This window comes from Streptomyces sp. NPDC051913 (assembly GCF_044593635.1).
Classification (GTDB): Bacteria; Actinomycetota; Actinomycetes; order Streptomycetales; family Streptomycetaceae; genus Streptomyces.
Genome location: NZ_JBIUCI010000010.1, coordinates 249,584 through 275,046 on the forward strand (window position 1 = coordinate 249,584; position 25,463 = coordinate 275,046).

Here is a 25,463-nt window from a genome sequence, read left to right on the forward strand (position 1 = left end):
GCATGGAAACGCCCCCGCCCACCACCCCGCGCACCGAGCCGACCGACGCCGACGTCGAGGCCTTCAAGCAGCAGCTCGGGCGTCCGCCGCGCGGGCTGCGCGCCATCGCGCACCGGTGCCCCTGCGGGCAGCCGGACGTGGTGGAGACGGCCCCGCGCCTGCCCGACGGCACGCCCTTCCCGACGCTGTACTACCTGACGTGCCCGAAGGCGAACTCGGCGATCGGGACGCTGGAGGCGAACGGCGTGATGAAGGAGATGACGGAGCGGCTGGCGGCCGACCCCGAGCTCGCCGCGGCGTATCGCGCCGCGCACGAGGACTATGTCCGGCGGCGTGACGAGATCGAGGAGCTCAAGGGCTTCCCGAGCGCGGGAGGCATGCCGGACCGGGTGAAGTGCCTGCATGTACTGGTGGCGCACTCCTTGGCCGCGGGCCCCGGTGTGAACCCGCTCGGCGACGAGGCCCTTGCGATGTTGCCGGAGTGGTGGAGCAAGGGGGCGTGCGTCGTGGCCACCGCTGATCAGTGACCGTCCCTCCGCTCGCCGTACCAGGGGGCTCCGCCCCCTGGCCCCCGGACCTTCGCCCACCCACCACCCGTCTCGGTCAGTTGCCCAGGGGAGCCCTCATGCCTCGCGTCGCCGCCATCGACTGCGGTACCAACTCCATCCGCCTCCTCGTCGCCGACGTCGACCTCGCGACCGGTGAACTCGTCGACCTGGACCGCCGTATGACGATCGTGCGGCTCGGGCAGGGCGTCGACCGGACCGGGCGGCTCGCCCCCGAGGCGCTGGAGCGGACGTTCGCGGCGTGCCGCGAGTACGCGGCGATCATCAAGGAACTCGGCGCCGAGCGGCTGCGGTTCGTCGCCACGTCGGCCTCGCGGGACGCCGAGAACCGGGACGACTTCGTGCGCGGGGTGCTGGAGATCCTCGGCGTGGAGCCCGAGGTGATCACCGGCGACCAGGAGGCGGAGTTCTCCTTCACCGGCGCCACGGGGGAGCTGAAGGGCCGTGACGACCTCGCCACGCCCTATCTCGTCGTGGACATCGGCGGCGGCTCGACCGAGTTCGTCGTGGGGAACGCGCACGTGCGCGCCGCCCGTTCCGTCGATGTCGGCTGTGTGCGGATGACCGAGCGGCATCTGGTCGTGGACGGGAAGGTCACCGACCCGCCCGTGGACGCGCAGATCGAGGCGATGCGGGCCGACATCGAGGCCGCCCTCGACCTCGCCGAGGAGACCGTCCCGCTGCGCGAGGCGCGCACGCTGGTCGGGCTCGCCGGGTCCGTCACGACCGTCTCCGCGATCGCGCAGGAGCTGCCCGAGTACGATTCCGAGGCCATCCACCACTCCCGTGTCTCCCACGAAAAGGTCCGTGAGATCACCGAGTGGCTGCTGCACTCCACGCATGCCGAGCGCGCGGCTGTCCCCTCCATGCATCCGGGTCGCGTGGACGTCATCGCCGCGGGGGCTCTCGTACTGCTGGCGATCATGGAGCGGATCGGCGCCGAGGAGGTCGTCGTGAGCGAGCACGACATCCTCGACGGCATCGCCCTCAAAACGGCGGCGGACGTCCGCTAGCCGGTGGCACGGGTCTCTTTTGTTACTCATCGGTAGCCACCTGTTGAGCAGGCCGGATAACGTATGAGCGGGTCCGGGGGGCCGAAAAACGCCCCTCGGCGACACCGCGTCGGAAAAGTTCGTGAAGTTCTTCACAAGGAATTCCGCCCTGTGGAACCAGGAAAAGTGTCCGACTGACCCTTCCGAGGGTCGAACAGGCCCTTGAACATGTTCAGAAGCGTGATACAGGGGGTCCGTCGGGAGGGCTCGCAAGGGGTCCGCGGAGGGTTGTTGCGGACCGCTCACAGGGGTCCCGAAGGGCAAGAGAGGCAGCTCACGCGGCATTGACAACGGCTCGCCGTACACGCTGGTTCCAGGTCTGCACCATGACCTGGATCACGTGAGTCGCGGAGGATAACACACCCCCTGTCGGAGCTTGTGAAGGGGCGCACGAGCGACCCCCCTGGGGCGGGTGGATACTCGATGGCATGAGCACCACGGAGCGTCCCAGGATCCTCGTAGTAGGCGGTGGGTACGTAGGCCTGTACGCAGCTCGGCGCATCCTCAAGAAGATGCGCTACGGCGAGGCGACCGTCACGGTCGTCGACCCCCGGTCGTACATGACCTACCAGCCCTTCCTCCCCGAAACCGCCGCCGGCAGCATCTCCCCGCGGCATGTCGTCGTCCCGCTGCGACGCGTGCTGCCCAAGGCGGAGGTTCTCACCGGCCGGGTCACCACCATCGACCAGGACCGCAAGGTCGCCACGATCGCCCCGCTGGTCGGCGAGGCGTACGAGCTGCCCTTCGACTACCTGGTGATCGCGCTCGGCGCGGTCTCCCGCACCTTCCCGATCCCCGGCCTCGCCGAGCAGGGCATCGGTATGAAGGGCGTCGAGGAGGCCATCGGCCTGCGCAACCACGTCCTGGAGCAGCTGGACAAGGCCGACTCCACGACCGACGAGGAGATCCGCCGCAAGGCGCTCACCTTCGTCTTCGTCGGCGGCGGCTTCGCCGGTGCGGAGACCATCGGTGAGGTCGAGGACATGGCCCGCGACGCGGCCAAGTACTACAGCACCGTGTCCCGCGAGGACATGCGGTTCATCCTCGTCGACGCCGCGGACAAGATCCTGCCCGAGGTCGGCCCCAAGCTCGGCCAGTACGGCAAGGAGCACCTGGAGAGCCGCGGTGTGGAGATCTACCTCTCCACCTCGATGGACTCCTGCGTCGACGGCCACGTGGTGCTGAAGAACGGCCTCGAGGTCGACTCCAACACGATCGTGTGGACGGCCGGCGTCAAGCCGAACCCGGTCCTGTCCCGCTACGGCCTCCCGCTCGGCCCGCGCGGCCACGTGGACACCGCCCCGACCCTCCAGGTCCAGGGCACCGACTACATCTGGGCCGCCGGCGACAACGCCCAGGTCCCGGACGTCGCCGCCCGCAAGGCCGGTGTCGAGAACGCCTGGTGCCCGCCGAACGCCCAGCACGCGCTGCGTCAGGCCAAGGTCCTCGGCGACAACGTCATCTCCGGCCTGCGGGGCTTCCCGCAGAAGGAGTACGCGCACTCCAACAAGGGTGCGGTGGCGGGCCTCGGCCTCCACAAGGGCGTCGCGATGATCGTCATGGGCAAGATGAAGATCAAGCTCAAGGGCCGTCTCGCCTGGTACATGCACCGTGGCTACCACGGTCTGGCGATGCCGACCTGGAACCGCAAGATCCGCGTCTTCGCCGACTGGACGCTCGCGATGTTCCTCAAGCGCGAGGTCGTCGCCCTCGGCGCCCTGGAGACTCCGCGCGAGGAGTTCTACGAGGCCGCCAAGCCCGCGCCGGCGCCCGCCGCGGCGCAGCCGGAGAAGACCCAGGAGAAGGCCAAGGCCTCCTGACCCGCTCCGGTCGCTGATCGAAGAACCGAAGGGCCTCCCGCCATCCGTGGTGCGGGAGGCCCTTCGGCGTGTCCGGGCTCTTCGGCGTGTCCGGGGATGGCATCGCCGTCTGTGCCTGTTTACGTAGGTGGACCATTCCGGGATCGTCGTCACGGAGGTGTGCGCCATGGCTGACGCCGCGCTGCGGCTGAAGAACCTCTTCGAACTACTGCTGGGAGCTCCGCTCCCGGTCCGGCTGCGGGCGTGGGACGGCTCGCAGGCCGGTCCACCGGGCGCCCCCGCCCTGGTCCTGCGCAACCGCCGCGCCGTGCGCCATCTGCTGTTCAAACCGGGCGAACTCGGTCTCGCCCGTGCCTGGGTCGCGGGCGACCTCGACATCGACGGCGACCTCTACACCGCCCTCGACCTGATCTCCGGCCTGGTCTGGGAGCGCGGTGAGGACACCAGGAGCCGTGCCGCGATGCTCCGCGACCCCGAGGTGCGCGCCGCCCTGCGCGGCCTGGTGCGGCTCTCCGGGCTCCCGCTGCCGCCCGCCCCGCCGCCCGAGGAGGTCCGCAGACACCGCGGCCACCTGCACACCAAGCGCACCGACAGACGCGCCGTCAGCCACCACTACGACGTCGGCAACGACTTCTACGAGATCGTCCTCGGCCCGTCGATGGTCTACTCGTGCGCCTACTGGGAGACGCCGGAGAGCACCCTTGAGAACGCCCAGCGCGACAAGCTCGAACTCGTCTGCCGCAAGCTCGCCCTGACGCCCGGTCAGCGACTTCTCGACGTCGGCTGCGGCTGGGGCTCGATGGCCATCCACGCCGCCCGCGAGCACGGCGTGCACGTCGTCGGCGTCACCCTCTCCCAGGAGCAGGCCGCCTACGCCCGCAAGCGCGTCGCCGACGAGGGCCTGACCGACCGGATCGAGATCCGCGTCCAGGACTACCGGGACGTCACCGACGGACCCTACGACGCGATCTCGTCCATCGGCATGGCCGAACACGTCGGCGCCGAACGCTACCTGGAGTACGCCGAGGATCTGTACGCACTGCTCACGCCCGGGGGGCGGCTCCTCAACCACCAGATCGCCCGCCGCCCCCAGCGTGACGAATCGACGTACCACGTCGACGAGTTCATCGACGCCTACGTCTTCCCCGACGGTGAGCTCGCCCCCCTCGGCACCACCGTCACCCAACTCGAACGCGCCGGGTTCGAGGTGCGTGACGTCGAGTCGATCCGGGAGCACTACGGTCTCACCCTGCGCCGGTGGGTGGCCCGCCTGGAGGCCGACTGGGCCCACGCCGCACGGCTCACCGGCCCCGGCCGGGCCCGGGTCTGGCGCCTCTACATGGCCGCCTGCGCCCTCGCCTTCGAACGCAACAGCATCGGCGTCAACCAGGTCCTGGCCGTCCGTGCGCCCGACTCCGGCGCCTCCGGAATGCCCCTGCGGGCCCGCACCTGGAACTGAACGGACACAACGGGCCCGCCACGTGTCGGTGACGGGCCCCTGATCCACCACGGCTACTCGGCCTTGATGGCCGACAGCATGTTCAGCCTCGCCGCCCGCCGGGCCGGCCACAGGGCCGCCAGGACCCCGACCAGCGCGGCGCCCAGCAGGAAGACGCCCATCCGCGTCCAGGGCAGGACGAGTTCGTACGTCGCCATCTTCGTGCCCAGCAGCTCACCGGCCGCCCAGCCGAAGAAGACGCCCAGGCCGATGCCCAGCACACCGCCGAACAGGGAGATGACCAGGGACTCCAGGCGGACCATCCGCTTGACGCCCTTGCGGTCCAGGCCGATCGCGCGGAGCATGCCGATCTCCTGCGAACGCTCGAAGACCGACATGGCGAGGGTGTTGATGACCCCGAGGACCGCGACGATCACCGCCATGGCGAGCAGGCCGTAGAGCATGTTCAGCATCAGCGTGAACATCTGCGCGATGTCGTCGGAGAGGTCCTGCTTGCTCTGGACCTTGATGGCCGGGTTGGTGCCGAGGGCCTTCTCCAGCCTGTCCTTCGTGGCGTCGGAGGCGCCGTCGGCGGTCTTCACCAGGACCTGCATGTCGGCCGGGTCGGTCAGATGCGGGGTCAGGCCCTTGTTGTCGACCATGATGCCGCTGATGAGCTCGTTGCCCTCGTACACCGCGGAGACGGTGAGCTTCTGTGCCTTGCCGTCCTCGTAGTGCGCGGTGAACGTCGAACCGGCCGTCCAGCCACGGGACTTGGCGGTGTCGCTGTCGACGACCACCTGGCCGCCGCCCACCTCGAAGCGGCCGCTGTCGACCTTCAGCTTCGTCAGCTCGGCGATCGCCGCGCCGTTCACCCCCGTCAGGTACTCGGTCTCGCCGTCGATGCGGGACGGGGCGTTGCGCAGCGGGCTGGTGACGGTGACGCCGTCCGTGGCGTTCAGCTTGCGGTCGACGTCCGTGGACAGTTCGTTGCCGTTCGCCATCGACACGATGTAGTCCGCGCGGATCGCCGACGACGCCATCTTGTCGATCGACTTCTGGAGGCTGCCCGCCATCACGGTCATGCCCGTGATCAGGGTCAGCCCGATCATCAGCGCGGACGCGGTGGCGGCCGTACGACGGGGGTTGCGGACCGAGTTCTGCCGGGCCAGCTTGCCCGCGGTGCCGAAGATCCGCAGGACCGGCGCCGCGGCGGCGATCAGCGGGCGGGACAGCAGCGGGGTCAGGATGAACACGCCGATGATGAGGAGGACCGCGCCGAGACCCATCGGGGCCTGGCCGTCGGAGCCGTCCATCGTGGTCGCCGCGAGGACGACCGCGACACCGGCGCCCGCGAACAGCGCGCCCAGCGTGTTGCGCAGGACCAGCGACTTGGTGGTGGCCTGCGCGTGCACGCTGCTCATCGCCGCGACCGGCGGGATCTTCGCGGCCCGGCGGCCCGGCAGCCACGCGGCCAGCATGGTGATGAGGACGCCGACCGCGAGGGCGGTGGCCACCGTGGAGCCGGAGATGATCAGCGGCCCGTCCGGGACGGTCGCGCCGAGCGTGCCCATCAGCGACCGCAGCCCGGCGCCGATGCCGACACCGGCGACCAGACCGGTGACCCCGGCGACGGTGCCGACGACGAACGCCTCGATGAGCACCGAGCGGGTCACCTGGCGCCGCGAGGCACCGACGGCCCGCAGCAGCGCCAGCTCCTTGGTGCGCTGGGCGACCAGCATGGTGAAGGTGTTGGCGATGATGAACGTGCCGACGAACAGCGCGATCCCGGCGAAGACCAGCAGACCCTGCTTCAGCCCGGACATCTGCGAGGAGATCAACTCGGCCTGGTTGTCGGCGAGTTCCTTGCCGGTGGTCGTCTCGACGACATCGCTCGGCAGCGACTTGTCGAGCGCGGCCTTCAGCGCCGTCTGGGAGGTGCCCGCGGCGGCCTTCACATCGATCTCGTCGTACGTCCCCGTCTTGCCGAACAGCTTCTGCGCGGTCGCCGTGTCGAACAGGGCGAGGCTGCCACCGGCGGCGACATTGCCGTCGTCGGTGGTGAAGATGCCGGTGACGGTGGGGGAGAGGACCGGGCCGTCGATGGAGATACGGACCTTGTCGCCGACCTCGTACCCGGCACGGTCGGCGGTCTCGGAGTCGATGGCGACCTGGTCCGCGCCGCTGGGGGCCGCGCCCTCGACGAGCGGGTACCGGGGGTCCTTGTCGCCCCAGTAGTTCCCGCCCTGCGACTGGAAGCCGCCGCCGATGAGCTTGCCGTCCTTGTCGGCGATGGCGGTGAAGCCGCTCACCACGCCGATGGCGGACGCGGCCCCCGGGGTCCTGGCACTCCTGTCCAGCAGCGCCTGGGTCAGTTCGGGCGCCTTGCCGACCGTGTTGCCCTTGCTCTCCTGGTAGTCGGACTGCACGGCCACGTCGACCTGGTCGAAGCCCTTGGCCGAGCTGTTCTGGTAGGCGTTCGAGATGGTGTTGGTGAAGACCAGCGTCCCCGAGACGAAGGCCACGCCGAGCATCACGGCGAGGACGGTCATCAGGAGCCGGGCCTTGTGCGCGAGGACGTTGCGCAGGGCGGTGCGGAACATCAGGAGGTACGGCCCTTCGCGTCGAACTGCTTCATGAAATCGAGCACGTTGTCCGCCGTCGGCCGGTACATCTCGTCGACGATCCGACCGTCGGCGAGGAAGACGACACGGTCGGCGTAGGCGGCGGCCACCGGGTCGTGGGTCACCATCACCACGGTCTGCCCCAACTCCCGTACGGAGTTGCGGAGAAAGCCCAGCACCTCCGCGCCGGAGCGGGAGTCGAGGTTTCCGGTCGGCTCGTCGCCGAAGATGATGTCGGGCCGGGAGGCCAGGGCGCGGGCGACGGCGACGCGCTGCTGCTGGCCGCCGGAGAGCTGGGAGGGCCGGTGCGAGAGCCGGTCCTTGAGGCCGACCATCTGGATCACCGACTCCAGCCACGGCTTGTCGGGCTTGCGGCCCGCGATGTCCATCGGCAGCGTGATGTTCTCCAGCGCGGTCAGGGTCGGCAGCAGGTTGAACGCCTGGAAGATGAAGCCGATCTTGTCCCGGCGCAACTTGGTGAGCTGCTTGTCCTTGAGCGAGCCGAGCTCGGTGTCGCCGATGCGCACCGAGCCCGACGAGAAGGTGTCGAGCCCGGCCACGCAGTGCATCAGCGTCGACTTGCCGGAGCCGGACGGGCCCATGATCGCGGTGAACTCGGCCTGCCGGAACTCGACGGAGACCCGGTCGAGGGCGACCACCTGGGTCTCGCCCTGTCCGTAGATCTTCGACAGATCCGTGGCGCGCGCGGCCACGGTGGTGGTCCGGTCGGCGATGGGTGTGGTGGTCACGGGTGGGTGCTCCTGACGGGACGACGACGGGTTCTGGACTCCTGAACCATCGTTCCGGCGCTTTGACGCCCTGTAGTCACCCGCTGCTCCGGTTCCGGAGGGCGACTCGAGTCTGACCACACCCGGTGATGTCATACCTGGGGATGACGGCGCGGCTCCGGGGCGAAGGCCGCGTCGAGAACAGGTGGAGCCCCCTGGTTGAAGCGGTGAAATTCCGTCATTCCGCATGCGCGGGCGGGCCTCGCACGTAAGGCTATTGGCAAGTGCGGATGGCTCGTTCCACGGGCTGATGCACCCTCAGACGTCAATAAAATAAGACAACATCGGTCCGCCCGTCCGCTGTTCGGGGGACGTATCCCGATAGGCTCGGAACCTCGACGCGGAGCCCATGGCCTGCCCGGATGGTGGAATGCAGACACGGCGAGCTTAAACCTCGCTGCCCCTCGCGGGCGTACCGGTTCAAGTCCGGTTCCGGGCACCTCCGACCTCTTTCGTCCCCTTTTCGTAAAACCGACGGCCGATGGCCGCTTCCGGTGCGCCCCTGCGTTCAAGACTTCGCCGCGATCGGGCTGACCGTGCTGCTGGGCCTCGGGGCGGTCACCGGGTGCGGTGCGTCGGCGGGTGCCGGCGGGGACGATCCGGGCGGCGGCGGACCGGCGTCGGGTGCGACCGGCCCCGCGGGGTCTCCGGACGCGGGCGTCGGATACGGCGGCGTCGGCGGCGGCAGTGACGGAGCCGATGGGGCCGGCGGGGGCGGTGGAGACGGCGGGACCGACGGGGACCCGGGTGTGCCGGGCGTGGCGCCGCCGTCGGACGGCACGGGCCGGGACAGCATCTCGGTCGGCCTCGACGGCGGCATCGGCGGCATCGACAGCGCCTGTCCCTCGCCGGAGCAGGGCGACTACCCGAACTGCTCCTCGCCGCCGAGCCCGACCGACGGCGGCGGGGCGTCCCCGGTGATCGATCCGCCGATCGGCGACACCCAGCCCTCCGGCGACTCCTCGCTCGCGCCGGGCGACGACGGCGCGAGTCCGTCCCCCGGGCCGACCTGACGCCATGCCTTCCCACCCCGGGGCCCCTACGCCAGGCGCCGGGCGGCCCGCGAACGGCCCCGTGCGCATCCGCCCGGGCCGCCCACGGGTCCGGCCCGCCCGACCACGGCCGTCCGCGCCCGTACCCACCCCCGCGCCCCCGCCCGAGGGCCCCCGCGGGCCCGTCGACATGCTCAACTCGGTGGCCGGAACCGAGTCCTTCGTCGGCGCCCTGATGCTCTACGCCGGCTACATCTACACGAACGCCTACTTCGGCTACTTCCGCCTCAACCCCTTCGCCGTGGGGCAGAGCACCTTCGAACTCGTCATGCACAGCCTGCGGTTGGCCACGCTTCCGGTCCTGGAGGCGCTGGCGCCGGCCCTCCTCGTCCCCGCCGTGCCCAGGCTGCTGACCCTGCTCCACGTCCCCGAACAACAGGTCCGCCGGCTCCGCGAGTTCGGCCGCGCCGTCGCTCGCGCGCATCTCGGGTACGTCGTCCTCGGCGTCGTGCTGATGCTGCTATGGCGCTGGATCCAGCCCTACGGCTGGACGGCGCCGCTGCTGGTCGCGGGCGGGCTCATCCTCGGGCTGACCCGTGCCGCGGGCCCCGACGGGGAGGCCCGGGCCCCCTGGGAGCGCGCCGGGTCCCTCCTGGTCGCCGGGCTCTTCCCCCCCCCCCGCCCGGTCCCCGCTACGAGGACCTCGGCGAGGGCGTCCACTACCGCTACCGCTACACCGGCCTGCGCGTCCTCCTCGAACGTGACCACCGCTACTACCTCCTCCGCGTCGGCTGGGACCACGACACCGACCCGACCTACGTCGTCGAGGACGACGACACCGTCCGTATCGAGCTGCGCCCAGGCGTCCTCCCGCGCACCGACCGTTGACAGGGGCCGCGGGCCGTCGCAGACTCAGCAGGAGTCAATGGTGAAGGAAATTTCACTACACGAACAAGCGCGAACCAGCGCGACGAGTGCGAACAGAGAGGTTCGTCGATGCGCACCACCGTCGGCATCATCGGAGCCGGCCCCGCGGGCCTCCTCCTCGCCCGGCTGCTCCACACCGCGGGCATCGACTCGGTCGTCCTGGAGGCCCGCGACCGCGGCTACGTCGAACAGCGTCAGCGGGCCGGGATCCTGGAGCAGGGGACCGTGGACGTGCTGCGCGCGGCCGGGGCCGGCGAGCGCATGGACCGCGAGGGACTGCGGCACGACGGGATCGAACTGCGGTACGAAGGGAAGCGGCACCGCGTCGACTTCCCCGCCCTCACCGGCGGCCGGTCCGTGATGGTGTACGCGCAGACCGAGGTCTGCAAGGACCTCATCGCCCTCCAGCTGAAGGAGGGCGGGCCGCTGCTGTTCGAGGCGGAGGCGCTGGCCGTCGAGGGCGCCGACAGCGACCGCCCCACCGTCCGGTTCCGGCACGAGGGCCGCGAGGACGTCCTGGAGTGCGAGTACGTCGTCGGGTGCGACGGGTTCTGGGGGGTGGCCCGCAAGGCGGTGCCCGAGGAACTCGTCCGCGTCTTCGAACGGACGTACCCCTTCGGCTGGCTCGGCATCCTCGCCGACGTCCCGCCCTCGCACGACGAGCTGGTCTACGCCCGCCACGACCGCGGCTTCGCCCTTCTCTCCATGCGCTCGCAGTCGGTCTCCCGCCTCTACCTCCAGGTCCCCGAGGGCACCGACGCCGAGGCGTGGGGCGACGAGGAGATCTGGGACGAGCTGGAGCGCCGGTTCGCGACCGAGGACGGCTGGGCGCTGGAACGCGGCCCCATCACCCAGAAGTCCGTGACACCCATGCGGTCCTACGTCCACGAGCCCATGCGGCACGGGCGGCTCTTCCTCGCCGGGGACGCCGCGCACATCGTGCCGCCGACCGGGGCGAAGGGGCTGAACCTGGCCGTCGGCGACGTCGTCACCTTCGCGCGGGCGCTGTCGCACGAGAAGGAGACCGGATCGGCCGAGCTGCTCGACGCCTATTCGGAGACCTGTCTGCGCCGGGTGTGGCAGGCCGAGCGGTTCTCGTACGACATGACGACCCTGCTGCACCGGTCGCCCGACGCCACTCCCTTCGAGGACCGGCTCCAGGTGGCGCGGCTGGAGCGGATCGCCACGTCAGAGGCCGCCGAGACCGACCTCGCCGAGGGGTACACGGGGTTCTCCTTCGAGTGATGTACCGAAATGGTCATGAACCTGCCCCCTTCGTGGCCGGGAATCGACGGGCCGCGTAGCGTGTTGCCTCGCACGACGAGGGAAAGATCCTCCCCAAGCACTAGGGTCAATCCTTTGCCTACCTATTACTCTTGACGCCAAGGCCCACACGTAGTGGCCATGGAGGAGTGAAATGAGGAGCAGCAACCCGGTCTTCTCGCGACGGGGGTTCAGCCGCGACAACGGCTACGCGGGCTTCAACGCCCAGCCGCAGGCCGGGGGCGCAGCCGTGGGCACGCAGGGCAACCCGTACGCCCAGCAGCCGACCGGCAACCCGTACGCGCAGAACCCCTACGCGCAGAACCCTTACGCCCAGCAGGACCTGCAGCACGGCGCGCCGCCGCAGGCCCCGGTCACCACCGGCCGGATGACGATGGACGACGTCGTCATGCGCACCGGTACGACCCTCGGTGTTCTCATCGTCACGGCCGCGGTCGCCTGGGCGGCGCTGCCGGTCGACGACGCGAACATCAGCCGGTCCTACGGCATCGCCATCGGTGCCGGTCTGATCGGCATGGTGCTGGCGCTCGTCCAGTCCTTCAAGCGCAAGGCCTCGCCCGCGCTGATCGTGTCGTACGCCGCGTTCGAGGGTGTCTTCCTCGGCGTGGTCTCCAGCGTCGTCGACAACCGCATCGCGAGTGGTGCGGCCATGCAGGCCGTGATCGGCACGCTCGCCGTGTTCGCCGCGGTCCTCGTGGCCTACCGGGCGGGCTGGATCCGCGTCAACCGACGCTTCTACGGCTTCGTGATGGCGGCCGCGCTCGGCTTCGTCCTGCTGATGGCCGTGAACCTGCTGTTCGCCGTCTTCGGCGGCGGTGACGGTCTCGGCTTCCGCAGCGGCGGCCTCGGCATCGTGTTCGGCATCATCGGCGTCCTGCTCGGCGCCTGCTTCCTGGCCCTCGACTTCAAGCAGGTCGAGGACGGCATCGCCTACGGCGCGCCGAAGGAGGAGGCCTGGCTGGCGGCGTTCGGTCTGACCATGACGCTGGTCTGGATCTACATGGAGTTCCTGAGGCTCATCTCGATCCTCAACAGCGACTGACCTCCACGGAGGTGGTCGTGGAAGGGCCCCGGCGGGAACGCCGGGGCCCTTCGGCGTCTTCGCCGGTGCGCGTCTAGAGGAGCTTGCGCGCGGCCCTCCTCAGGTCGTACTCGTGGATGATCGCCTTCGCGTGGCCGTACGCGAGGTTGTGTTCGTGGCGGAGCCAGCTGACCTTTTCCTCGAAGCGGAAGAGAGCCGGGCCTTCTTCGACGGTGCGGATCCAGTCGGACACTTCACGACCGGTGCAGTGAGGGATGCGGGCGAGCATGTTGCGGTGGGTCTCCTCGGAGAGGACGTGGGACATCGGCGCCTCCGGACGCAAAGGGGATGTAAGCCGGTCCTTCAGGTCACCGTGCCTGAGCGTCGGCCTGTTGGCAACAGTCCCGGTGCGGCGCGTACGGTTGCGCCGTGGCTGATACGACGCGTCTGACGCAGGCTGTGGATCACTTCGCCGACCGTTTGCGGGCCGCTCCGCAGAGCCGGCTGCAAAGGGGCGCCGCGGCCGAGGCGCTGGGCCTGGCCAGGGAGTTGACGCGCCGGGCGCAGCTGATCGAGAACCCCTCGGAGGAGCCCAGGCAGATGCCGGACGCGGGCATGTTCGCCGCCGCGGACCAAATCACCGTCGCCGTGCACGACTTGGCCCTCGTCCTCACGGACGAGGGCCAGATCGACGAAGCGGTGGCGTTGGTGGCGGAGGCGCAGAAGCGGGCGGGCGTCTGAGCCGGGCTACAGGGACGCTATGACCCGGTCCGCCAGGATGTAGACGTTCTCCTCGCCGCACGCGAAGGTCAGCGTGTAGGCGCCCGAGACTCCCGAGCCGCCCAGCAGTATCGGGCTCTCGCCCGCGGTCAGAGCAGCCGAGAGGCGTTCCGCCGTCTCCCGGTGGCCCGGCGTCATGCACAGGGTGGTGCCGTCGGCGAAGACATAGACGTCGAGGGTGCCGAGCGGACCGGGCCGGACGTCGGCCAGTTCCGTGCGGGACGCCGCGAGTTCCTCCAGCGTCGCCACCGTGCGCTCGTGGTCGTTCACGACGGGTGACTGGACCGGTACGAAGTCCGGGTGCGAGGGGTGACGGCGGCGCGCCGCGGCCAGCTCCGGGGAGTCGGCGGCGAACTCGTCGGCGTCCGCGGCGGGCTCCGCGACCGGCTCCAGCGGCTCCAGGCCCACGAAGTCGCTCTGGCGGGGCAGGAACAGCTCGCTGTCGGTCAGCCCGAGGAGGGTGGGGGCGTCCGCGTCCCGCGCTTCCTGGGCGGCCCAGAAGGCGCGCGCCTCGGCGAGTTCCCGCTCCCGCTCCTCCGCGAGGGCCTCGGCCACGGCGGCCCGTATCTCGTCGGCGTCACCGGCGGGACGGGCGGCGGGCACGAGACCGTGCGCGGCGGTCGCCGCGTTCGTCTCGGCGAGCTGGGTGTGCAGGGCCGCCACCTGTCGGCGCAGCTGCAAGAGGGTGCGCAGGACGGCGACGCCCACGGCGCCCGTGGCGGCCGTGGTGACCAGCAAGGCGATCGGCATGGCGCTCACTGACGTACTCCCGGTTCAAAGTCGACCCCCGACTTCCTACATCAGCTTGAAGGGCGGACTATCCCGCTGTCAGTGCGTAACGTCACGAAACGGACAGGACTTTGGGCCCGGAGTTTAGTGTGAGAACGGTTCTGACCTGCGTAAATCCCTATGCGGAGGGAGATAGGTCACATCCTGGGGGAGATTGGATCACAAAACGGCCCAGAACCCTGGTGGTTCAAGGGTTCTGGGCCATGGCGTCACGCGGGGTACCGGTGGAACTACGGGGAGTTGGTCAGCTGAGGCGCTCGATGACCATCGCCATGCCCTGGCCGCCGCCGACGCACATCGTCTCCAGGCCGAACTGCTTGTCGTGGAACTGGAGGGAGTTGATCAGCGTGCCGGTGATCCGGGCGCCGGTCATGCCGAAGGGGTGGCCGACGGCGATGGCGCCGCCGTTGATGTTCAGCTTCTCCAGCGGGATGTTCAGGTCGCGGGCGGAGGGGATCACCTGCGCGGCGAACGCCTCGTTGATCTCGACCAGGTCGATGTCGTCGATGGTGAGACCGGCGCGGCGCAGCGCCTGCTGGGAGGCGTCCACCGGGCCGAGGCCCATGATCTCGGGGGACAGGCCCGAGACGCCCGTGGAGACGATGCGGGCGAGCGGGGTGAGGCCGAGCTCGCGGGCCTTGGTGTCGCTCATGATGACGACCGCGGCGGCACCGTCGTTCAGCGGGCAGCAGTTGCCGGCGGTCACGAGGCCGTCGGGGCGGAACACCGGCTTCAGGCCGCCGACGGCCTCCAGGGTGACGCCGGCGCGCGGGCCGTCGTCCTTCGAGACGACCGTGCCGTCGGGCAGTGTGACCGGGGTGATCTCGCGCTCCCAGAAGCCGTTCTTGATGGCTTCCTCGGCGAGGTTCTGCGAGCGGACGCCGAACTCGTCCATGTCCTGGCGGGTCACGCCCTTGATGCGGGCCAGGTTCTCGGCGGTCTGGCCCATGCCGATGTAGGCGTCCGGCACGAGGCCGTCCTCGCGCGGGTCGTGCCAGGTCGTGCCCTCCTGCGTGGCGACCTCGGCGGTGCGCGCCTCGGCCTCGGCGAACAGCGGGTTGTGCGTGTCCGGGAGGCTGTCGGAGTTGCCCTTGGTGAAGCGGGAGACCATCTCGACACCGGCCGAGATGAAGACGTCGCCCTCGCCGGCCTTGATGGCGTGCAGGGCCATACGGCTCGTCTGGAGCGAGGAGGAACAGTAACGGGTCACCGTGCAGCCGGGGAGGTGGTCCATGCCCATCTGCACGGCGACGATGCGGCCGAGGTTGTTGCCCTGCTCGCCGCCGGGCAGACCGCAGCCCAGGTGCAGGTCGTCGATGTCCCTCGGGTCCAGCTCGGGGACCTTCGCCAGGGCCGCCTGGATGATCGTGGCGGTGAGGTCGTCCGGGCGCAGGTCCTTGAGGGAGCCCTTGAAGGCGCGGCCGATCGGGGAGCGGGCGGTCGAGACGATCACGGCTTCAGGCATCACGGCTCCATTGGCGTACGAGGTTCTTCGGGCAGGGCTGGTTGGGAAGTTACCCGTACGTATGGCCAGGGTCACTGGTGTCGCGGTGTGACCCTGACCGCAGTTTTCTAAGCGCTTGCTTTTTCCTCAAGGTCGGCCCGGGGGGTCGGACTGGGAGGTCGGCCTGGGGGTCACCTTTCCATGGACCGGCTCGGGTGGTGGGCGGGCACAGGCCCCGGCTCCGGCACCCGGCGCCGCTTGCGCCGCTTCAGCAGCGCCCACGGCCCCTTCGGCCCGGTCGGCATCGCCGCCGTCACCTCCGTACCCGGCTCCGCCACGGCCTCCGCCGCGGCCCGCGCCACCGGCAGGAAGCCCTCGCGGCGGCTGACGTCCGGACGCTCCTCCTCCGCCGGCCACAGCCCCAGGGCCGCGCACACCGTCGGCAGCACCGCCATCGCCGCCGTCGCGTAGCCCTCCGCCGAGGGGTGGTAGTTGTCCGGCCCGAACAGCTCCCGCGGGTTCGCCGCGAACTCCGGGCCCAGCAGGTCACCCAGCGACACCGTGCGGCCGCCCTGCTCGACCGTGCCGATCGTCTGGGCGGCCGCCAGCTGACGGGAGGCCCGCCGCGCCAGCCAGCGCAGGGGCTGCTGGACCTGCTCCACCGTGCCGAGGTCGGGACAGGTGCCCACCACGACCTCCGCGCCGGCCGTGCGCAGCCGCCGTACCGCCGTGGACAGATGGCGCACGGAACGGGTCGGCGGCATCCGATGGGTGACGTCGTTCGCGCCGATCATGATCACGCAGACGTCGGGCAGCCGTCCGGGGTCCGCGAGGACCAGGGCCACCTGCCGGTCCAGGTCGTCCGAGCGGGCGCCCGGCAGTGCCACGTTGTGCAGGTCCACCGGCCGCTCGGCCACCGCGGCGAGCCCCGAGGCCAGCAGCGCGCCCGGTGTCTGCCCCGAGCGGTGCACACCCTGGCCCGCGGCCGTGGAGTCACCCAGCATGGTCAGCCTGAGCGGCGGTTCACCGCGGACGGAGTAGGAGAGGCCGTACAGGCCCTGCGCGTTGGGCACGTGCGGCGATGTGCCGTTGCCGTTGCCCACCTGCCGTTTGGCCAGCCGCACCTCGGCCAGCAGCAGACCCACGGCCGCCGCGCCGACCAGACCGATCCCGCCGCCGCCGTACGCCGCGCCTGCCGCGATCCGCCGGGCCACCCTCGCCCTCGACATGCTCGTCATGCGTCGCCGCCACCTCCTCGTTGCCGTACATCCACTCCTTGCCCCGTACGGACCGTCGCCCAATCGCAACGAGGAGTGAACAACCGCCAAGGGGCCGTAGGCTGGCGGAACCACCACGACCACATCTTTTGCAGCATCCGGAGACAACGGTGCAATTCCACGACTCGATGATCAGCCTCGTCGGCAACACCCCGCTGGTGCGGCTCAACAACGTCACCCAGGGCATCCAGGCGACCGTCCTGGCCAAGGTGGAGTACTTCAACCCCGGTGGGTCCGTGAAGGACCGCATCGCGCTGCGCATGATCGAGGCGGCGGAGGAGAGCGGCGCGCTCAAGCCGGGGGGCACGATCGTCGAGCCGACCAGCGGCAACACCGGCGTCGGCCTCGCCATCGTGGCCCAGCAGAAGGGGTACAAGTGCATCTTCGTGTGCCCCGACAAGGTGAGCACGGACAAGATCAACGTCCTGCGGGCCTACGGCGCCGAGGTGGTCGTCTGCCCGACCGCCGTCGACCCCGAGCACCCGGACTCGTACTACAACGTCTCCGACCGCCTCGTCCGTGAGACGCCGGGCGCGTGGAAGCCCGACCAGTACTCCAACCCCAACAACCCGCTCTCCCACTACCACTCCACCGGCCCCGAGCTGTGGGAGCAGACGGAGGGGCGGATCACCCACTTCGTGGCGGGCGTCGGCACCGGCGGCACCATCTCCGGCACCGGCCGCTATCTGAAGGACGCCAGCGACGGCAAGGTCAAGGTCGTCGGCGCCGACCCCGAGGGCTCGGTGTACTCCGGCGGCTCCGGGCGGCCGTACCTGGTCGAGGGCGTCGGTGAGGACTTCTGGCCGACCGCCTACGACCGGACCGTCGCCGACGAGATCGTCGCCGTGTCCGACAAGGACTCCTTCCAGATGACCCGCCGCCTCGCCAAGGAGGAGGGCCTCCTGGTCGGCGGCTCCTGCGGCATGGCGGTCGTCGCGGCCCTGCGTGTCGCGGAGCGCCTGGGCCCGGACGACGTCGTCGTCGTCCTCCTTCCCGACAGCGGCCGCGGCTACCTCTCGAAGATCTTCAACGACGAGTGGATGGCGGACTACGGCTTCCTGGAGGACGAGGGCCCGTCCGCCCGCGTCGGTGACGTCCTCAACGACAAGGAGCACGGCGCCATCCCGTCCCTCGTCCACATGCACCCGGACGAGACGGTCGGCCAGGCCATCGAGGTGCTGCGCGAGTACGGCGTCTCGCAGATGCCGATCGTCAAGCCGGGCGCCGGTCACCCCGACGTCATGGCGGCGGAGGTCGTCGGCTCGGTCGTCGAACGCGAGCTGCTGGACGCGCTGTTCGCCCAGCGGGCCTCCCTGGAGGACCCGCTGGAGAAGCACATGTCGGCCCCGCTCCCGCAGGTCGGCTCCGGCGAGCCGGTCGGCGACCTGATGTCGGTGCTCGGTTCGGCGGACGCGGCGATCGTCCTCGTCGAGGGCAAGCCCAAGGGCGTCATCAGCCGCCAGGACCTGCTGGCCTTCCTCGCCAAGGGCGGGAAGTAGCGGCGAAAGACGGGAAGCGGCGGTGAACCTGCGGTGAACTGCCGGTTCGGTGGGCGAACTTGCGTTTGCCCACCGGATCGGTGGACTTGGCGGAAGTGGTACGAGCGTGTCACGTCCGCGCAGCACTCGCTTAACACGCGTCGGGCACATTAGTGGGTGTCGGCAGGGCGGGAGCGGCTCCCCGCCCCGGCCGGCGCCGAACGTCCAAGGACCTCCGGAGCGGCTCCCGGACCTCCATGGACGCCGGACGTGAGACCTGGCCCTGACCCGGTCCACGTCCCTCGCGGGGACCGCCGTCGTCCCGCCCCCCGGCAACGGGGGTGCGGCGGTCCCCGCGCATATCTCTTCGAATTCCTGCCGTCAGCCGTCCCACTCGCTGTCCTGCTGGGACTTACGACGTCCGGTGCGCCCGCGGAACAGGTCCGGGTTCACCCGTAGGGCCTGGAAGGCGTTCACCCCGACGATGCCGACCCAGGTGACCAGCAGGCCCGGGAGGTGGGAGACGCCGGCGCCGATCGCGGAGAGCGGGACGGCGAGGACCAGCGAGACGATGCCGAAGCCGTAGCGCTCGCCCCAGGAGTCCGTCGGACTCGGCGTCCGGGCACCCCGGGCCACCACCATCTGCTGTTCGGCCAGCTGCCGGCGCACCCGGCGCTCCACCGCGCCGTCGATGCGCTGGTCGACCTTCTCCAGGAAGGAGTCGACCAGCGCCGACTCGTACTCCTCGCCCAGTTCCCTGCGGGCCTGCAGGGTGGCGTCGAGTTCTTTCTTCAGGTCGGCGTCCCGCGCGTCCATTCCGGTCATGCAGTCCAACTTAGGGAGCCGCGGCGCCCGCCGCACTGGGGATAGCCCCCGTCTTGGACGTCGGGATCTCCGGGAGCACCCCCAGGGGCTCCAGCACCCGGCGGTGACCTCGCTCCACGCCGCTCCCCCCGACCGCGATGCCACGGTCCCGCAGCTCCCCGATCGCGTCGACCGCCGTGAGGCCTGACAGGCGCAGGTCGACCGTGCCCGTCGCGCCCGGCAGTGCGTCGGCGGCGGCCGGGGTGAGACGGGTGCCGCGCACCGCCGCCCGCAGGGCGAGCGTGGAGGCGGCGGTCAGGGCACGACGGAGACGAGCCCGGTGTCGAGGTCGAAGCGGGCGGCCGCCACATGGGCCTCCCGGAAGGCGGGGTCGGCCCGGATCGCGTCCCGTACCCAGCGCGTGTGCGCGGCTGGTCGAGGGTGGCCGCGATCGCCCCGCAGCGCTCGTGGCCGAGCACCAGGACCAGCGGGATGCGCGGTTCCTCGACGTCGTACGCGTGTGATTGGTTACGTTATGTGCCTGTTTAACGACCCTTGGCTGATTCATCGTCAGATCATCGACAGCTCATTTCGCCAGCCCGTGCTGCTTCGCGTACGCGTTCGCCACGTCCTCGGGGTCCTTCTTGTCCTTGTCCACCTGACGGTTGAGCTCGGTGAGCTGCTCGGTGGTCAGGGCGTTGCCCAGTTTGGCGAGCGCCTTGCGGACGGTGTCGTCGGCCTTGCGGTCGGCGATGAGCGGGACGATGTGCTGGCTGGGGATCAGGTTCTTCGGGTCGCTCAGCACCACCCAGTCGTTGGCCTTGATGTCGGTGTCGGTGGAGAAGAGGTTCGCCACGTCCACGTCGCCCTTCTTCAGCGCACCCTTGACCAGCGGGCCGTCGGAGTCGAGCGACTTGAACTCCTTGAACTCGACGCCGTACACGTCCTTCAGGCCGATCGCCCCGACCTGGCGCTTCTTCACCTCGGGGGCCGCGCCGATGACCAGCTTGCCGTTCTGCTTCGTCAGGTCGGCGAGGGAGGACAGGCCGTACTTGGTCGCGGTCTCGCGGGTGACGACGAAGCAGTCGGAGTCGGCGGCCTGACCGTACGGCAGCACCTGTAGGCCGCCGGGCATCGCCAGGGTGAGCGCGTTCTGCATGGTGCCCGGCTCCGCGGAGGTGTCCTTGGGGGCGAGGTAGTTGAGGAGGGCGCCCTGGTACTCGGGCAGCAGGTCGATGTCGCCCGCCCTGAGCGCGGGGATCACGATCTCGCGGGTGCCGAGGTTGGGGCGGACCTTCACCTTCACGCCGGCCTGCTGGAGGACGGCCGCGTAGAGGTACCCCAGTACCTGGTTCTCGGTGAAGTTGGCGGTGCCGATGGTGACCCCGCCCTTGCTGGAGCCGCCGCCACCACCGGAGGAGCCGCCCTCGCTGTCGAGGGACGTGATGCCGCTGGCGCAGGCGGAGAGGGCGGGGACGGAGGCCGCCGCGAAGAGGCCGCCGAGGAGGGTGCGTCGGTTCATCGGAGAGGTCCTATGCGGTGCGGTGGCGGAAGAGGAAGCGCTGGAGGGCGGAGAGGGCGAGGTCCAGGGCCACGGCGATCGCGGCGACCAGCACCGCGCCGCCCAGTACCTGGACGAGGTCGCGCTGGGCCAGGCCGTCGAAGACGTAGCGGCCGAGGCCGCCGAAGGAGACGTACGCGGCGATGGTCGCCGTGGCGACCACCTGGATGAGGGCCAGCCGCAGGCCGGTCATGATCAGGGGGAGCGCGAGGGGCAGCTCGACCTGGAACAGGACCTGGTGGCCGCGCATGCCCTGGCCGCGGGCGGCGTCGCGGACGTCCGGGTCGACGGCGGTCATCCCGGCGTAGGTGTTGGTGACGATCGCCGGGACGGCGAGGGCGACCAGGGCGACGTAGACCGGCAGCATCGACAGTCCGCCCGCCAGGAAGACCAGGACGACCAGGCCGACGGTCGGCAGTGCCCGGCCGAAGGACGCGAGGTTGATCGCGACGAACGCGCCCTTGCCGGTGTGGCCGATCAGCAGGCCGAGGGGGAGGCCGATGGCGGCCGCGACGAGGGTCGCGAGGAGCGAGTACTGGAGGTGTTCGGCGAGGCGATGGGCGATGCCGTCCGCGCCGGACCAGCTCGCGCCGCTGGTCAGCCACTTGCCGAGGTTCTTGAAGAGTTCGAACATGTCAGGCTCGCCTCCTGCGCCAGGGGGTCAGCACGTACTGGAGGGCGACCAGGAACGCGTCCGCGACGACCGCGAGCAGGATCGTGAGGACCACGCCCGCGATCACCGGGGTGGGGAAGTCGCGCTGGAAGCCGTCGGTGAAGAGCTGGCCGAGGCCGCCGTCGCCGATGTAGGTGGCCACCGATACGAGCGAGATGGACATGACCGTCGCGATCCGGACGCCCGCCATGATCACGGGGAGCGCGAGCGGGAACTCCACGGTGAGCAGCGTGCGCAGCGGGCGCGTGCCCATCGCCTTCGCCGCCTCCTTGGTCTTCGCGGGCACCGAGTCGAGGCCCTCGACGGTGTTCCGGAGCAGGACGACCAGCGTGTAGACCGTCAGACCGATCACGGTCGTGGTCCGGGTCAGTCCGCTGACCGGCAGCAGCAGCACGAAGATCGCGATCGACGGGATCGTGAACAGGATGTTCGAGACGCCGAGCAGGAAGCCGCGCAGGGGGCGGATCCGGTGGGCGATCACCGCGAGGGGCAGCGAGATCAGTACGCCGAAGAAGACGGCCGACAGGGCGGCCTGGAGGTGCGAGAGGGTGAGGGTGGTGAGCTCGTCGGTGTGGTCGCCGATCCACGACCAGTCGACGCTCACGCCGCCACCCGGGCTTCCGTGTGGGCCTGTCCCGCGTGGGTGTGGATGTCGTCGCGGGAGGAGACACCGGTGAGGACTCCCGCCGCGTCGACGCGGGCGATCAGGCCGGTGGGGGAGGCGATGGACTCGTTGAGCGCCGACAGCAGGGAATCGTTGTCGGTCAGCGGGCGTACGGGGATCTCGGTGTCCTTCGACGCCCAGTGGACGGGCCTGTTCGCCGCGTCCAGGACGAGGGACCACGTGCCGCCCTCGGGCGCCGGGCCCTGCGGAACGTCCGCCAGGGTCGTCAGCGAGAGCAGCTTCAGGCCGCGCTCGGCGCCGAGGAAGTCGGCCACGAAGTCGTCGGCGGGGCGGGCGAGAAGCTCGGCGGGGGAGGCGCACTGGACGAGATGGCCGCCGGTGCGGAAGACGGCGATCCGGTCGCCGAGCCGTACCGCTTCGTCGATGTCGTGGGTGACGAAGACGATGGTCTTGCCCAACTCCTCCTGGAGCCGGAGGAGTTCGTCCTGGAGCTGGGTGCGGACCACCGGGTCGACCGCGCCGAACGGTTCGTCCATGAGGAGCACGGGCGGGTCGGCGGCGAGCGCGCGGGCCACGCCGACGCGCTGTTGCTGGCCGCCGGAGAGCTGGTGCGGGTAGCGCTTGCCGGCGTCCGCGGCGAGGCCCACGGTCTCCAGCAGCTCGGCCGCGCGGGCGCGGGCCTTCCTGCGGCCGTGGCCGAGGAGCAGGGGCACGGTGGCGATGTTGTCGAGGACGGTGCGGTGCGGGAAGAGCCCCGACTGCTGGATGACGTACCCGATGGAGCGGCGCAGTTCGGCCGCGTCCTGCCGGGTGACGTCCTGGCCGCCGACCTTGATGGTGCCGGAGGTCGGTTCGACCATTCGGTTGATCATTCTGAGGGTGGTCGTCTTGCCGCAACCGGAAGATCCGACGAGGACCGTCACGCCGCCCTCCGGCATCTCCAGGGAGAGATCGTGGACTGCTGTCGTGCCGTTGGGGAAGCGCTTGTGGACCGCGTCGAACTGGATCATGAGATGTCCCTTGCCCGGCTGTATAACGTCATGCAGAGTTCTCTGTAGCTGAATAACTTGTCAACGGGTTGGTGTAAATCCGAAGTAACGGATGACCGACGGGCAAGATCGAGTGTCCGGATTGAGGGGAGTTTGGGCTTTATGTCGTCTCGGATCGTGGACACGCCTGAATCTGCGCACACCGGGCTGGTCGTCCTCGACGGGATCGGACTCGGTGTCGCGGACGTCGTGCGCCTCGCCGACGGGACCGCGCGGCCCGTCCCCGGCACCGAGGGCATGAAGCGCGCCACGGAGGCCTGGGACGCCGCCCGGCAGATCGCCGCGACCGGACGGGTCTACGGCCGCTCGACCGGCGTCGGCGCCAACCGGAACGAGCCCGTGCCCACCGAGGCCGCCGCCGAGCACGGTCTCAGACTCCTGCGCAGCCACGCCGGCGCCATCGGCGAGGAACTCCCCGCCCGGCAGGTGCGCGCGATGCTCGCCGTACGGGCCAACCAGCTGCTGGCCGGCGGCGCGGGGCTGCGGCCCACCGTCGTCACCGCGCTCTGCGAGGCCCTGGAGAGCGGGGCGTACCCGGTCGTCCACGAGTTCGGCTCGGTCGGGACCGGGGACATCGCGGCGCTGGCCCAGGCGGGCCTCGCGCTGGCCGGGGAGCACCCCTGGAAGGGGGTCGGGCCCGAGCCCCAGCCCCTCGACAACAACGACGCCCTCGCCTTCATCAGCAGCAACGCCCTCGCCCTCGGCCAGTCCGCGCTCGCCCTCGACGAACTGCGCGGCCTCCTGGAGGCCACCCAGGTCGTCGGCGCGCTGTCACTGCTCGCGGTGGACGGCTCGCACGAGGCCTACGCCGCCCCCGTGCACGCCGCCCGCCCGCACCGCGGGAGCGCCGAGGTCGCCCGCCGGATCAGGGGGTTGATCGGGGCGGACGAACGGCCCACACCGCCCCTCGGCCGGATCCAGGACCCGTACGGCTTCCGCTGCCTGCCGCAGATCCACGGCCCGGCGCACGACGCCGCCGACGCCCTCGAAGCGGTCCTCGCCGTCGAGCTCAACGCCGCCGCCGAGAACCCCCTGATCAGCCCCGAGGACATGGCCGCCTACCACCACGGCGGTTTCTACCAGGCCCAACTCGCCCTCGCCCTGGACCACTTCAGGCTGGCTTTGACCCAGGTGGCGAGGCTGTCGACCTCCCGCCTGTCCACCCTCAATGAGCCCGCCTACACCCGGCTGCGCCCCTTCCTCGCCGACCACGAGCCCGCCTCCTCCGGAGTGATGATCCTGGAGTACGCCGCCGGGGCCGCCCTCGGCGATCTGCGGGCCTTCTCCGCTCCCGCGTCGCTCGGCCACGCTGTACTCTCCCGAGGCGTCGAGGAACAGGCCAGCTTCGCCTCGCTCGCCGCCCGCCAGACCCTGCGGGCGTGCGGCGCGTACCGGCTCGTCGTCGGCTGCGAACTCGTCGCCGCCGTACGGGCGCTGCGCCAGCGCGACCACGGCCCCGACCCGGACCTCCCGGTGGGGCGGGCGCTGGAGCTCGCCTACGCGGTGCTCGACGCGGACCAGGCCGACCGGCCGCTCACGCACGACGTGACGACGGCGGCCCGACTGCTGGACCGGTTCACGGACATCTGGAGGGGGAGCGAGGCATGAGCGACAAGGGTGTGACGGACACTCCCGCGGCACGGCTCCAGGCACTTTTCGAGGGCCACCGGCTCACGCCGACCCAGCGGCGCATCGCGCACAGCATGGTGCGGCGCGCCGCCGACGTGCCGTTCCTGTCCAGTGTCGAGCTGGCCGAGCTCGCCGGGGTCAGCCAGCCGTCCGTGACCCGCTTCGCGGTCGCCCTCGGCTTCGACGGCTACCCCGCCCTGCGCCGCCATCTGCGTGAGGTCGCGCCCGCCGAACAGCCGGCCGACGCGGCGTCGTACAACGAGTACCAGCAGGCCGTCGAGGCCGAGATCGAGAACCTGAGGCACCTCGCCGAGGTCCTCGCCGACCCGCGGCCCGTGCAGCGCGCCGGACGCGTCCTCGCCGCCTCGCGCCCGCTGCCGGTGCTGGGGCTGCGGGCCGCCGCCTCGCAGGCGTACGGCTTCGCCTACTTCGCCGCCAAGGTCCATCCCGACGTACGGCTGCTGCACGAGGGCGGCACGATGGTCCAGGACCGCATCGACGCCGCCGTCCGCGCGGGCGCCTCGGCGCTGCTCTGCTTCGCGCTGCCCCGGCATCCCCGGGAGGTCGTGGACGCGCTCGGCTACGCCAAGGAGGCCGGGCTGACCGTCGTCACCGTCGCCGACTCCGCCTTCGCGCCGGTCGCCAAGGTGTCCGACCTGCTGCTGCCCGCCGCCGTCGGCACCGGGCTCGCCTTCGACACCGCGTGCGCGCCGATGCTGCTCGGGCGGGTGCTCCTGGAGGCCATGGCGGACGAACTGCCGGAGGCGCAGGCGCGGCTGGAGGAGTTCGACGCGCGGGCGGCGGCCCGGGGCCTGTTCGTGGAGTGACCCCGGTTCTGAGGC

24 protein-coding genes and 1 tRNA gene are annotated in these 25,463 nt (G+C 70.6%); 13 read left to right on the top strand and 12 right to left on the bottom strand.

The features are described from left to right. The first annotated feature begins 2 nt into the window (after positions 1–2). From ACIHIX_RS29285 to ACIHIX_RS29300, 4 genes are all read left to right on the top strand, one after another. A complete protein-coding gene (locus ACIHIX_RS29285; RefSeq protein ID WP_399961264.1) occupies positions 3–527 on the top strand; it encodes a DUF501 domain-containing protein in 525 nt (174 codons plus the stop codon). Between the two features lie 98 nt (positions 528–625). Next, positions 626–1,579 (top strand): exopolyphosphatase, encoded by a 954-nt coding sequence (locus tag ACIHIX_RS29290; RefSeq protein WP_399961266.1) that lies wholly within the window; start codon positions 626–628, stop codon positions 1,577–1,579. Between the two features lie 467 nt (positions 1,580–2,046). Then, entirely contained in the window at positions 2,047–3,438 is a 1,392-nt protein-coding gene (locus ACIHIX_RS29295) for an NAD(P)/FAD-dependent oxidoreductase (RefSeq protein WP_399961268.1), read from the top strand. A 166-nt stretch (positions 3,439–3,604) separates the two neighbouring features. Beyond that, positions 3,605–4,897 (top strand): class I SAM-dependent methyltransferase, encoded by a 1,293-nt coding sequence (locus ACIHIX_RS29300; protein ID WP_399961270.1) that lies wholly within the window; start codon positions 3,605–3,607, stop codon positions 4,895–4,897. A 53-nt stretch (positions 4,898–4,950) separates the two neighbouring features. Here ACIHIX_RS29300 and ACIHIX_RS29305 read toward each other — a convergent pair whose 3' ends face one another. Together ACIHIX_RS29305 and ACIHIX_RS29310 are read right to left on the bottom strand one after the other, a co-directional pair. Further along, positions 4,951–7,479, bottom strand: coding sequence for an ABC transporter permease (locus tag ACIHIX_RS29305; RefSeq protein ID WP_399961272.1), 2,529 nt, complete (start codon positions 7,477–7,479; stop codon positions 4,951–4,953). Beyond that, positions 7,479–8,249 carry an ABC transporter ATP-binding protein gene (locus tag ACIHIX_RS29310; RefSeq protein ID WP_399961274.1) on the bottom strand — a complete coding sequence of 257 codons (771 nt, stop codon included), beginning with the start codon at positions 8,247–8,249 and terminating at the stop codon, positions 7,479–7,481. The genes ACIHIX_RS29305 and ACIHIX_RS29310 overlap by 1 nt, the downstream gene beginning before the upstream one ends. Positions 8,250–8,644: 395 nt before the next feature. Between ACIHIX_RS29310 and ACIHIX_RS29315 the strand changes: the two genes are divergently transcribed. From ACIHIX_RS29315 to ACIHIX_RS29335, 5 genes are all read left to right on the top strand, one after another. Continuing rightward, positions 8,645–8,727, top strand: a tRNA-Leu gene (locus ACIHIX_RS29315). 55 nt (positions 8,728–8,782) lie between these two features. Then, positions 8,783–9,301 carry a hypothetical protein gene (locus ACIHIX_RS29320; RefSeq protein ID WP_399961276.1) on the top strand — a complete coding sequence of 173 codons (519 nt, stop codon included), beginning with the start codon at positions 8,783–8,785 and terminating at the stop codon, positions 9,299–9,301. A 501-nt stretch (positions 9,302–9,802) separates the two neighbouring features. Then, complete coding sequence (locus ACIHIX_RS29325) at positions 9,803–10,168, top strand: hypothetical protein (protein ID WP_399961279.1); 366 nt, start codon at positions 9,803–9,805, stop codon at positions 10,166–10,168. Positions 10,169–10,276: 108 nt separating this feature from the next. Then, positions 10,277–11,452: a 4-hydroxybenzoate 3-monooxygenase gene (locus ACIHIX_RS29330; RefSeq protein WP_399961281.1), complete on the top strand. Its 1,176-nt coding sequence runs from the start codon at positions 10,277–10,279 to the stop codon at positions 11,450–11,452. A gap of 172 nt (positions 11,453–11,624) precedes the next feature. Then, entirely contained in the window at positions 11,625–12,533 is a 909-nt protein-coding gene (locus ACIHIX_RS29335; RefSeq protein WP_399961283.1) for a Bax inhibitor-1/YccA family protein, read from the top strand. A gap of 73 nt (positions 12,534–12,606) precedes the next feature. On the opposite strand, the gene ACIHIX_RS29340 is transcribed toward ACIHIX_RS29335, so the two are convergent. Continuing rightward, positions 12,607–12,837 carry a DUF4287 domain-containing protein gene (locus ACIHIX_RS29340; RefSeq protein ID WP_194081132.1) on the bottom strand — a complete coding sequence of 77 codons (231 nt, stop codon included), beginning with the start codon at positions 12,835–12,837 and terminating at the stop codon, positions 12,607–12,609. A 104-nt stretch (positions 12,838–12,941) separates the two neighbouring features. Between ACIHIX_RS29340 and ACIHIX_RS29345 the strand changes: the two genes are divergently transcribed. Continuing rightward, on the top strand, positions 12,942–13,253 hold the full coding sequence (locus tag ACIHIX_RS29345) for a hypothetical protein (protein WP_399961285.1): 312 nt from the start codon (positions 12,942–12,944) through the stop codon (positions 13,251–13,253). 6 nt (positions 13,254–13,259) lie between these two features. Here ACIHIX_RS29345 and ACIHIX_RS29350 read toward each other — a convergent pair whose 3' ends face one another. The 3 genes from ACIHIX_RS29350 to ACIHIX_RS29360 form a co-directional block, all read right to left on the bottom strand. Continuing rightward, positions 13,260–14,042: a hypothetical protein gene (locus ACIHIX_RS29350; RefSeq protein ID WP_399961466.1), complete on the bottom strand. Its 783-nt coding sequence runs from the start codon at positions 14,040–14,042 to the stop codon at positions 13,260–13,262. A 283-nt stretch (positions 14,043–14,325) separates the two neighbouring features. Further along, complete coding sequence (locus ACIHIX_RS29355) at positions 14,326–15,546, bottom strand: acetyl-CoA C-acetyltransferase (protein ID WP_399961286.1); 1,221 nt, start codon at positions 15,544–15,546, stop codon at positions 14,326–14,328. A gap of 170 nt (positions 15,547–15,716) precedes the next feature. Continuing rightward, a complete protein-coding gene (locus ACIHIX_RS29360) occupies positions 15,717–16,763 on the bottom strand; it encodes an SGNH/GDSL hydrolase family protein (protein ID WP_399961288.1) in 1,047 nt (348 codons plus the stop codon). Between the two features lie 149 nt (positions 16,764–16,912). Here ACIHIX_RS29360 and ACIHIX_RS29365 point away from each other — a divergent pair, with 149 nt between their 5' ends. Continuing rightward, positions 16,913–18,301, top strand: coding sequence for a cystathionine beta-synthase (locus ACIHIX_RS29365; RefSeq protein WP_399961290.1), 1,389 nt, complete (start codon positions 16,913–16,915; stop codon positions 18,299–18,301). A 360-nt stretch (positions 18,302–18,661) separates the two neighbouring features. Here the strand turns inward: ACIHIX_RS29365 and ACIHIX_RS29370 are convergent, their stop codons facing one another. The 6 genes from ACIHIX_RS29370 to ACIHIX_RS29395 form a co-directional block, all read right to left on the bottom strand. Beyond that, a complete protein-coding gene (locus tag ACIHIX_RS29370) occupies positions 18,662–19,096 on the bottom strand; it encodes a hypothetical protein (RefSeq protein ID WP_399961469.1) in 435 nt (144 codons plus the stop codon). 19 nt (positions 19,097–19,115) lie between these two features. Then, positions 19,116–19,367, bottom strand: a complete 252-nt coding sequence (locus ACIHIX_RS29375) for a hypothetical protein (RefSeq protein WP_399961292.1) — start codon at positions 19,365–19,367, stop codon at positions 19,116–19,118. A gap of 303 nt (positions 19,368–19,670) precedes the next feature. Then, positions 19,671–20,606: an ABC transporter substrate-binding protein gene (locus tag ACIHIX_RS29380; protein WP_399961294.1), complete on the bottom strand. Its 936-nt coding sequence runs from the start codon at positions 20,604–20,606 to the stop codon at positions 19,671–19,673. 10 nt (positions 20,607–20,616) lie between these two features. Then, a complete protein-coding gene (locus tag ACIHIX_RS29385) occupies positions 20,617–21,279 on the bottom strand; it encodes an ABC transporter permease (RefSeq protein ID WP_399961296.1) in 663 nt (220 codons plus the stop codon). Between the two features lies 1 nt (position 21,280). Then, complete coding sequence (locus ACIHIX_RS29390; protein WP_399961298.1) at positions 21,281–21,922, bottom strand: ABC transporter permease; 642 nt, start codon at positions 21,920–21,922, stop codon at positions 21,281–21,283. Next, on the bottom strand, positions 21,919–22,953 hold the full coding sequence (locus ACIHIX_RS29395; RefSeq protein ID WP_399961300.1) for an ABC transporter ATP-binding protein: 1,035 nt from the start codon (positions 22,951–22,953) through the stop codon (positions 21,919–21,921). Before ACIHIX_RS29395 ends, ACIHIX_RS29390 begins: the two co-directional genes overlap by 4 nt. 141 nt (positions 22,954–23,094) lie before the next feature. Between ACIHIX_RS29395 and ACIHIX_RS29400 the strand changes: the two genes are divergently transcribed. Both ACIHIX_RS29400 and ACIHIX_RS29405 read left to right on the top strand, forming a co-directional pair. Next, positions 23,095–24,600, top strand: coding sequence for an aromatic amino acid ammonia-lyase (locus ACIHIX_RS29400; RefSeq protein WP_399961302.1), 1,506 nt, complete (start codon positions 23,095–23,097; stop codon positions 24,598–24,600). Beyond that, complete coding sequence (locus ACIHIX_RS29405) at positions 24,597–25,448, top strand: MurR/RpiR family transcriptional regulator (protein WP_399961304.1); 852 nt, start codon at positions 24,597–24,599, stop codon at positions 25,446–25,448. Before ACIHIX_RS29400 ends, ACIHIX_RS29405 begins: the two co-directional genes overlap by 4 nt. The last annotated feature ends 15 nt before the right edge of the window (positions 25,449–25,463 follow it).

Excerpts from the sequence above, each read along its gene's own strand:
- ACIHIX_RS29325 (WP_399961279.1), top strand. The coding sequence starts at position 9,803 with ATGGCGCTGGATCCAGCCCTACGGCTGGACGGCGCCGCTGCTGGTCGC.
- ACIHIX_RS29385 (WP_399961296.1), bottom strand. The coding sequence starts at position 21,279 with ATGTTCGAACTCTTCAAGAACCTCGGCAAGTGGCTGACCAGCGGCGCG.
- ACIHIX_RS29380 (WP_399961294.1), bottom strand. The coding sequence starts at position 20,606 with ATGAACCGACGCACCCTCCTCGGCGGCCTCTTCGCGGCGGCCTCCGTC.
- ACIHIX_RS29340 (WP_194081132.1), bottom strand. The coding sequence starts at position 12,837 with ATGTCCCACGTCCTCTCCGAGGAGACCCACCGCAACATGCTCGCCCGC.
- ACIHIX_RS29335 (WP_399961283.1), top strand. The coding sequence starts at position 11,625 with ATGAGGAGCAGCAACCCGGTCTTCTCGCGACGGGGGTTCAGCCGCGAC.
- ACIHIX_RS29330 (WP_399961281.1), top strand. The coding sequence starts at position 10,277 with ATGCGCACCACCGTCGGCATCATCGGAGCCGGCCCCGCGGGCCTCCTC.
- ACIHIX_RS29305 (WP_399961272.1), bottom strand. The coding sequence starts at position 7,479 with ATGTTCCGCACCGCCCTGCGCAACGTCCTCGCGCACAAGGCCCGGCTC.
- ACIHIX_RS29400 (WP_399961302.1), top strand. The coding sequence starts at position 23,095 with ATGTCGTCTCGGATCGTGGACACGCCTGAATCTGCGCACACCGGGCTG.
- ACIHIX_RS29285 (WP_399961264.1), top strand. The coding sequence starts at position 3 with ATGGAAACGCCCCCGCCCACCACCCCGCGCACCGAGCCGACCGACGCC.
- ACIHIX_RS29355 (WP_399961286.1), bottom strand. The coding sequence starts at position 15,546 with ATGCCTGAAGCCGTGATCGTCTCGACCGCCCGCTCCCCGATCGGCCGC.
- ACIHIX_RS29405 (WP_399961304.1), top strand. The coding sequence starts at position 24,597 with ATGAGCGACAAGGGTGTGACGGACACTCCCGCGGCACGGCTCCAGGCA.
- ACIHIX_RS29350 (WP_399961466.1), bottom strand. The coding sequence starts at position 14,042 with ATGCCGATCGCCTTGCTGGTCACCACGGCCGCCACGGGCGCCGTGGGC.
- ACIHIX_RS29295 (WP_399961268.1), top strand. The coding sequence starts at position 2,047 with ATGAGCACCACGGAGCGTCCCAGGATCCTCGTAGTAGGCGGTGGGTAC.
- ACIHIX_RS29360 (WP_399961288.1), bottom strand. The coding sequence starts at position 16,763 with ATGACGAGCATGTCGAGGGCGAGGGTGGCCCGGCGGATCGCGGCAGGC.
- ACIHIX_RS29300 (WP_399961270.1), top strand. The coding sequence starts at position 3,605 with ATGGCTGACGCCGCGCTGCGGCTGAAGAACCTCTTCGAACTACTGCTG.
- ACIHIX_RS29395 (WP_399961300.1), bottom strand. The coding sequence starts at position 22,953 with ATGATCCAGTTCGACGCGGTCCACAAGCGCTTCCCCAACGGCACGACA.
- ACIHIX_RS29290 (WP_399961266.1), top strand. The coding sequence starts at position 626 with ATGCCTCGCGTCGCCGCCATCGACTGCGGTACCAACTCCATCCGCCTC.
- ACIHIX_RS29370 (WP_399961469.1), bottom strand. The coding sequence starts at position 19,096 with ATGGACGCGCGGGACGCCGACCTGAAGAAAGAACTCGACGCCACCCTG.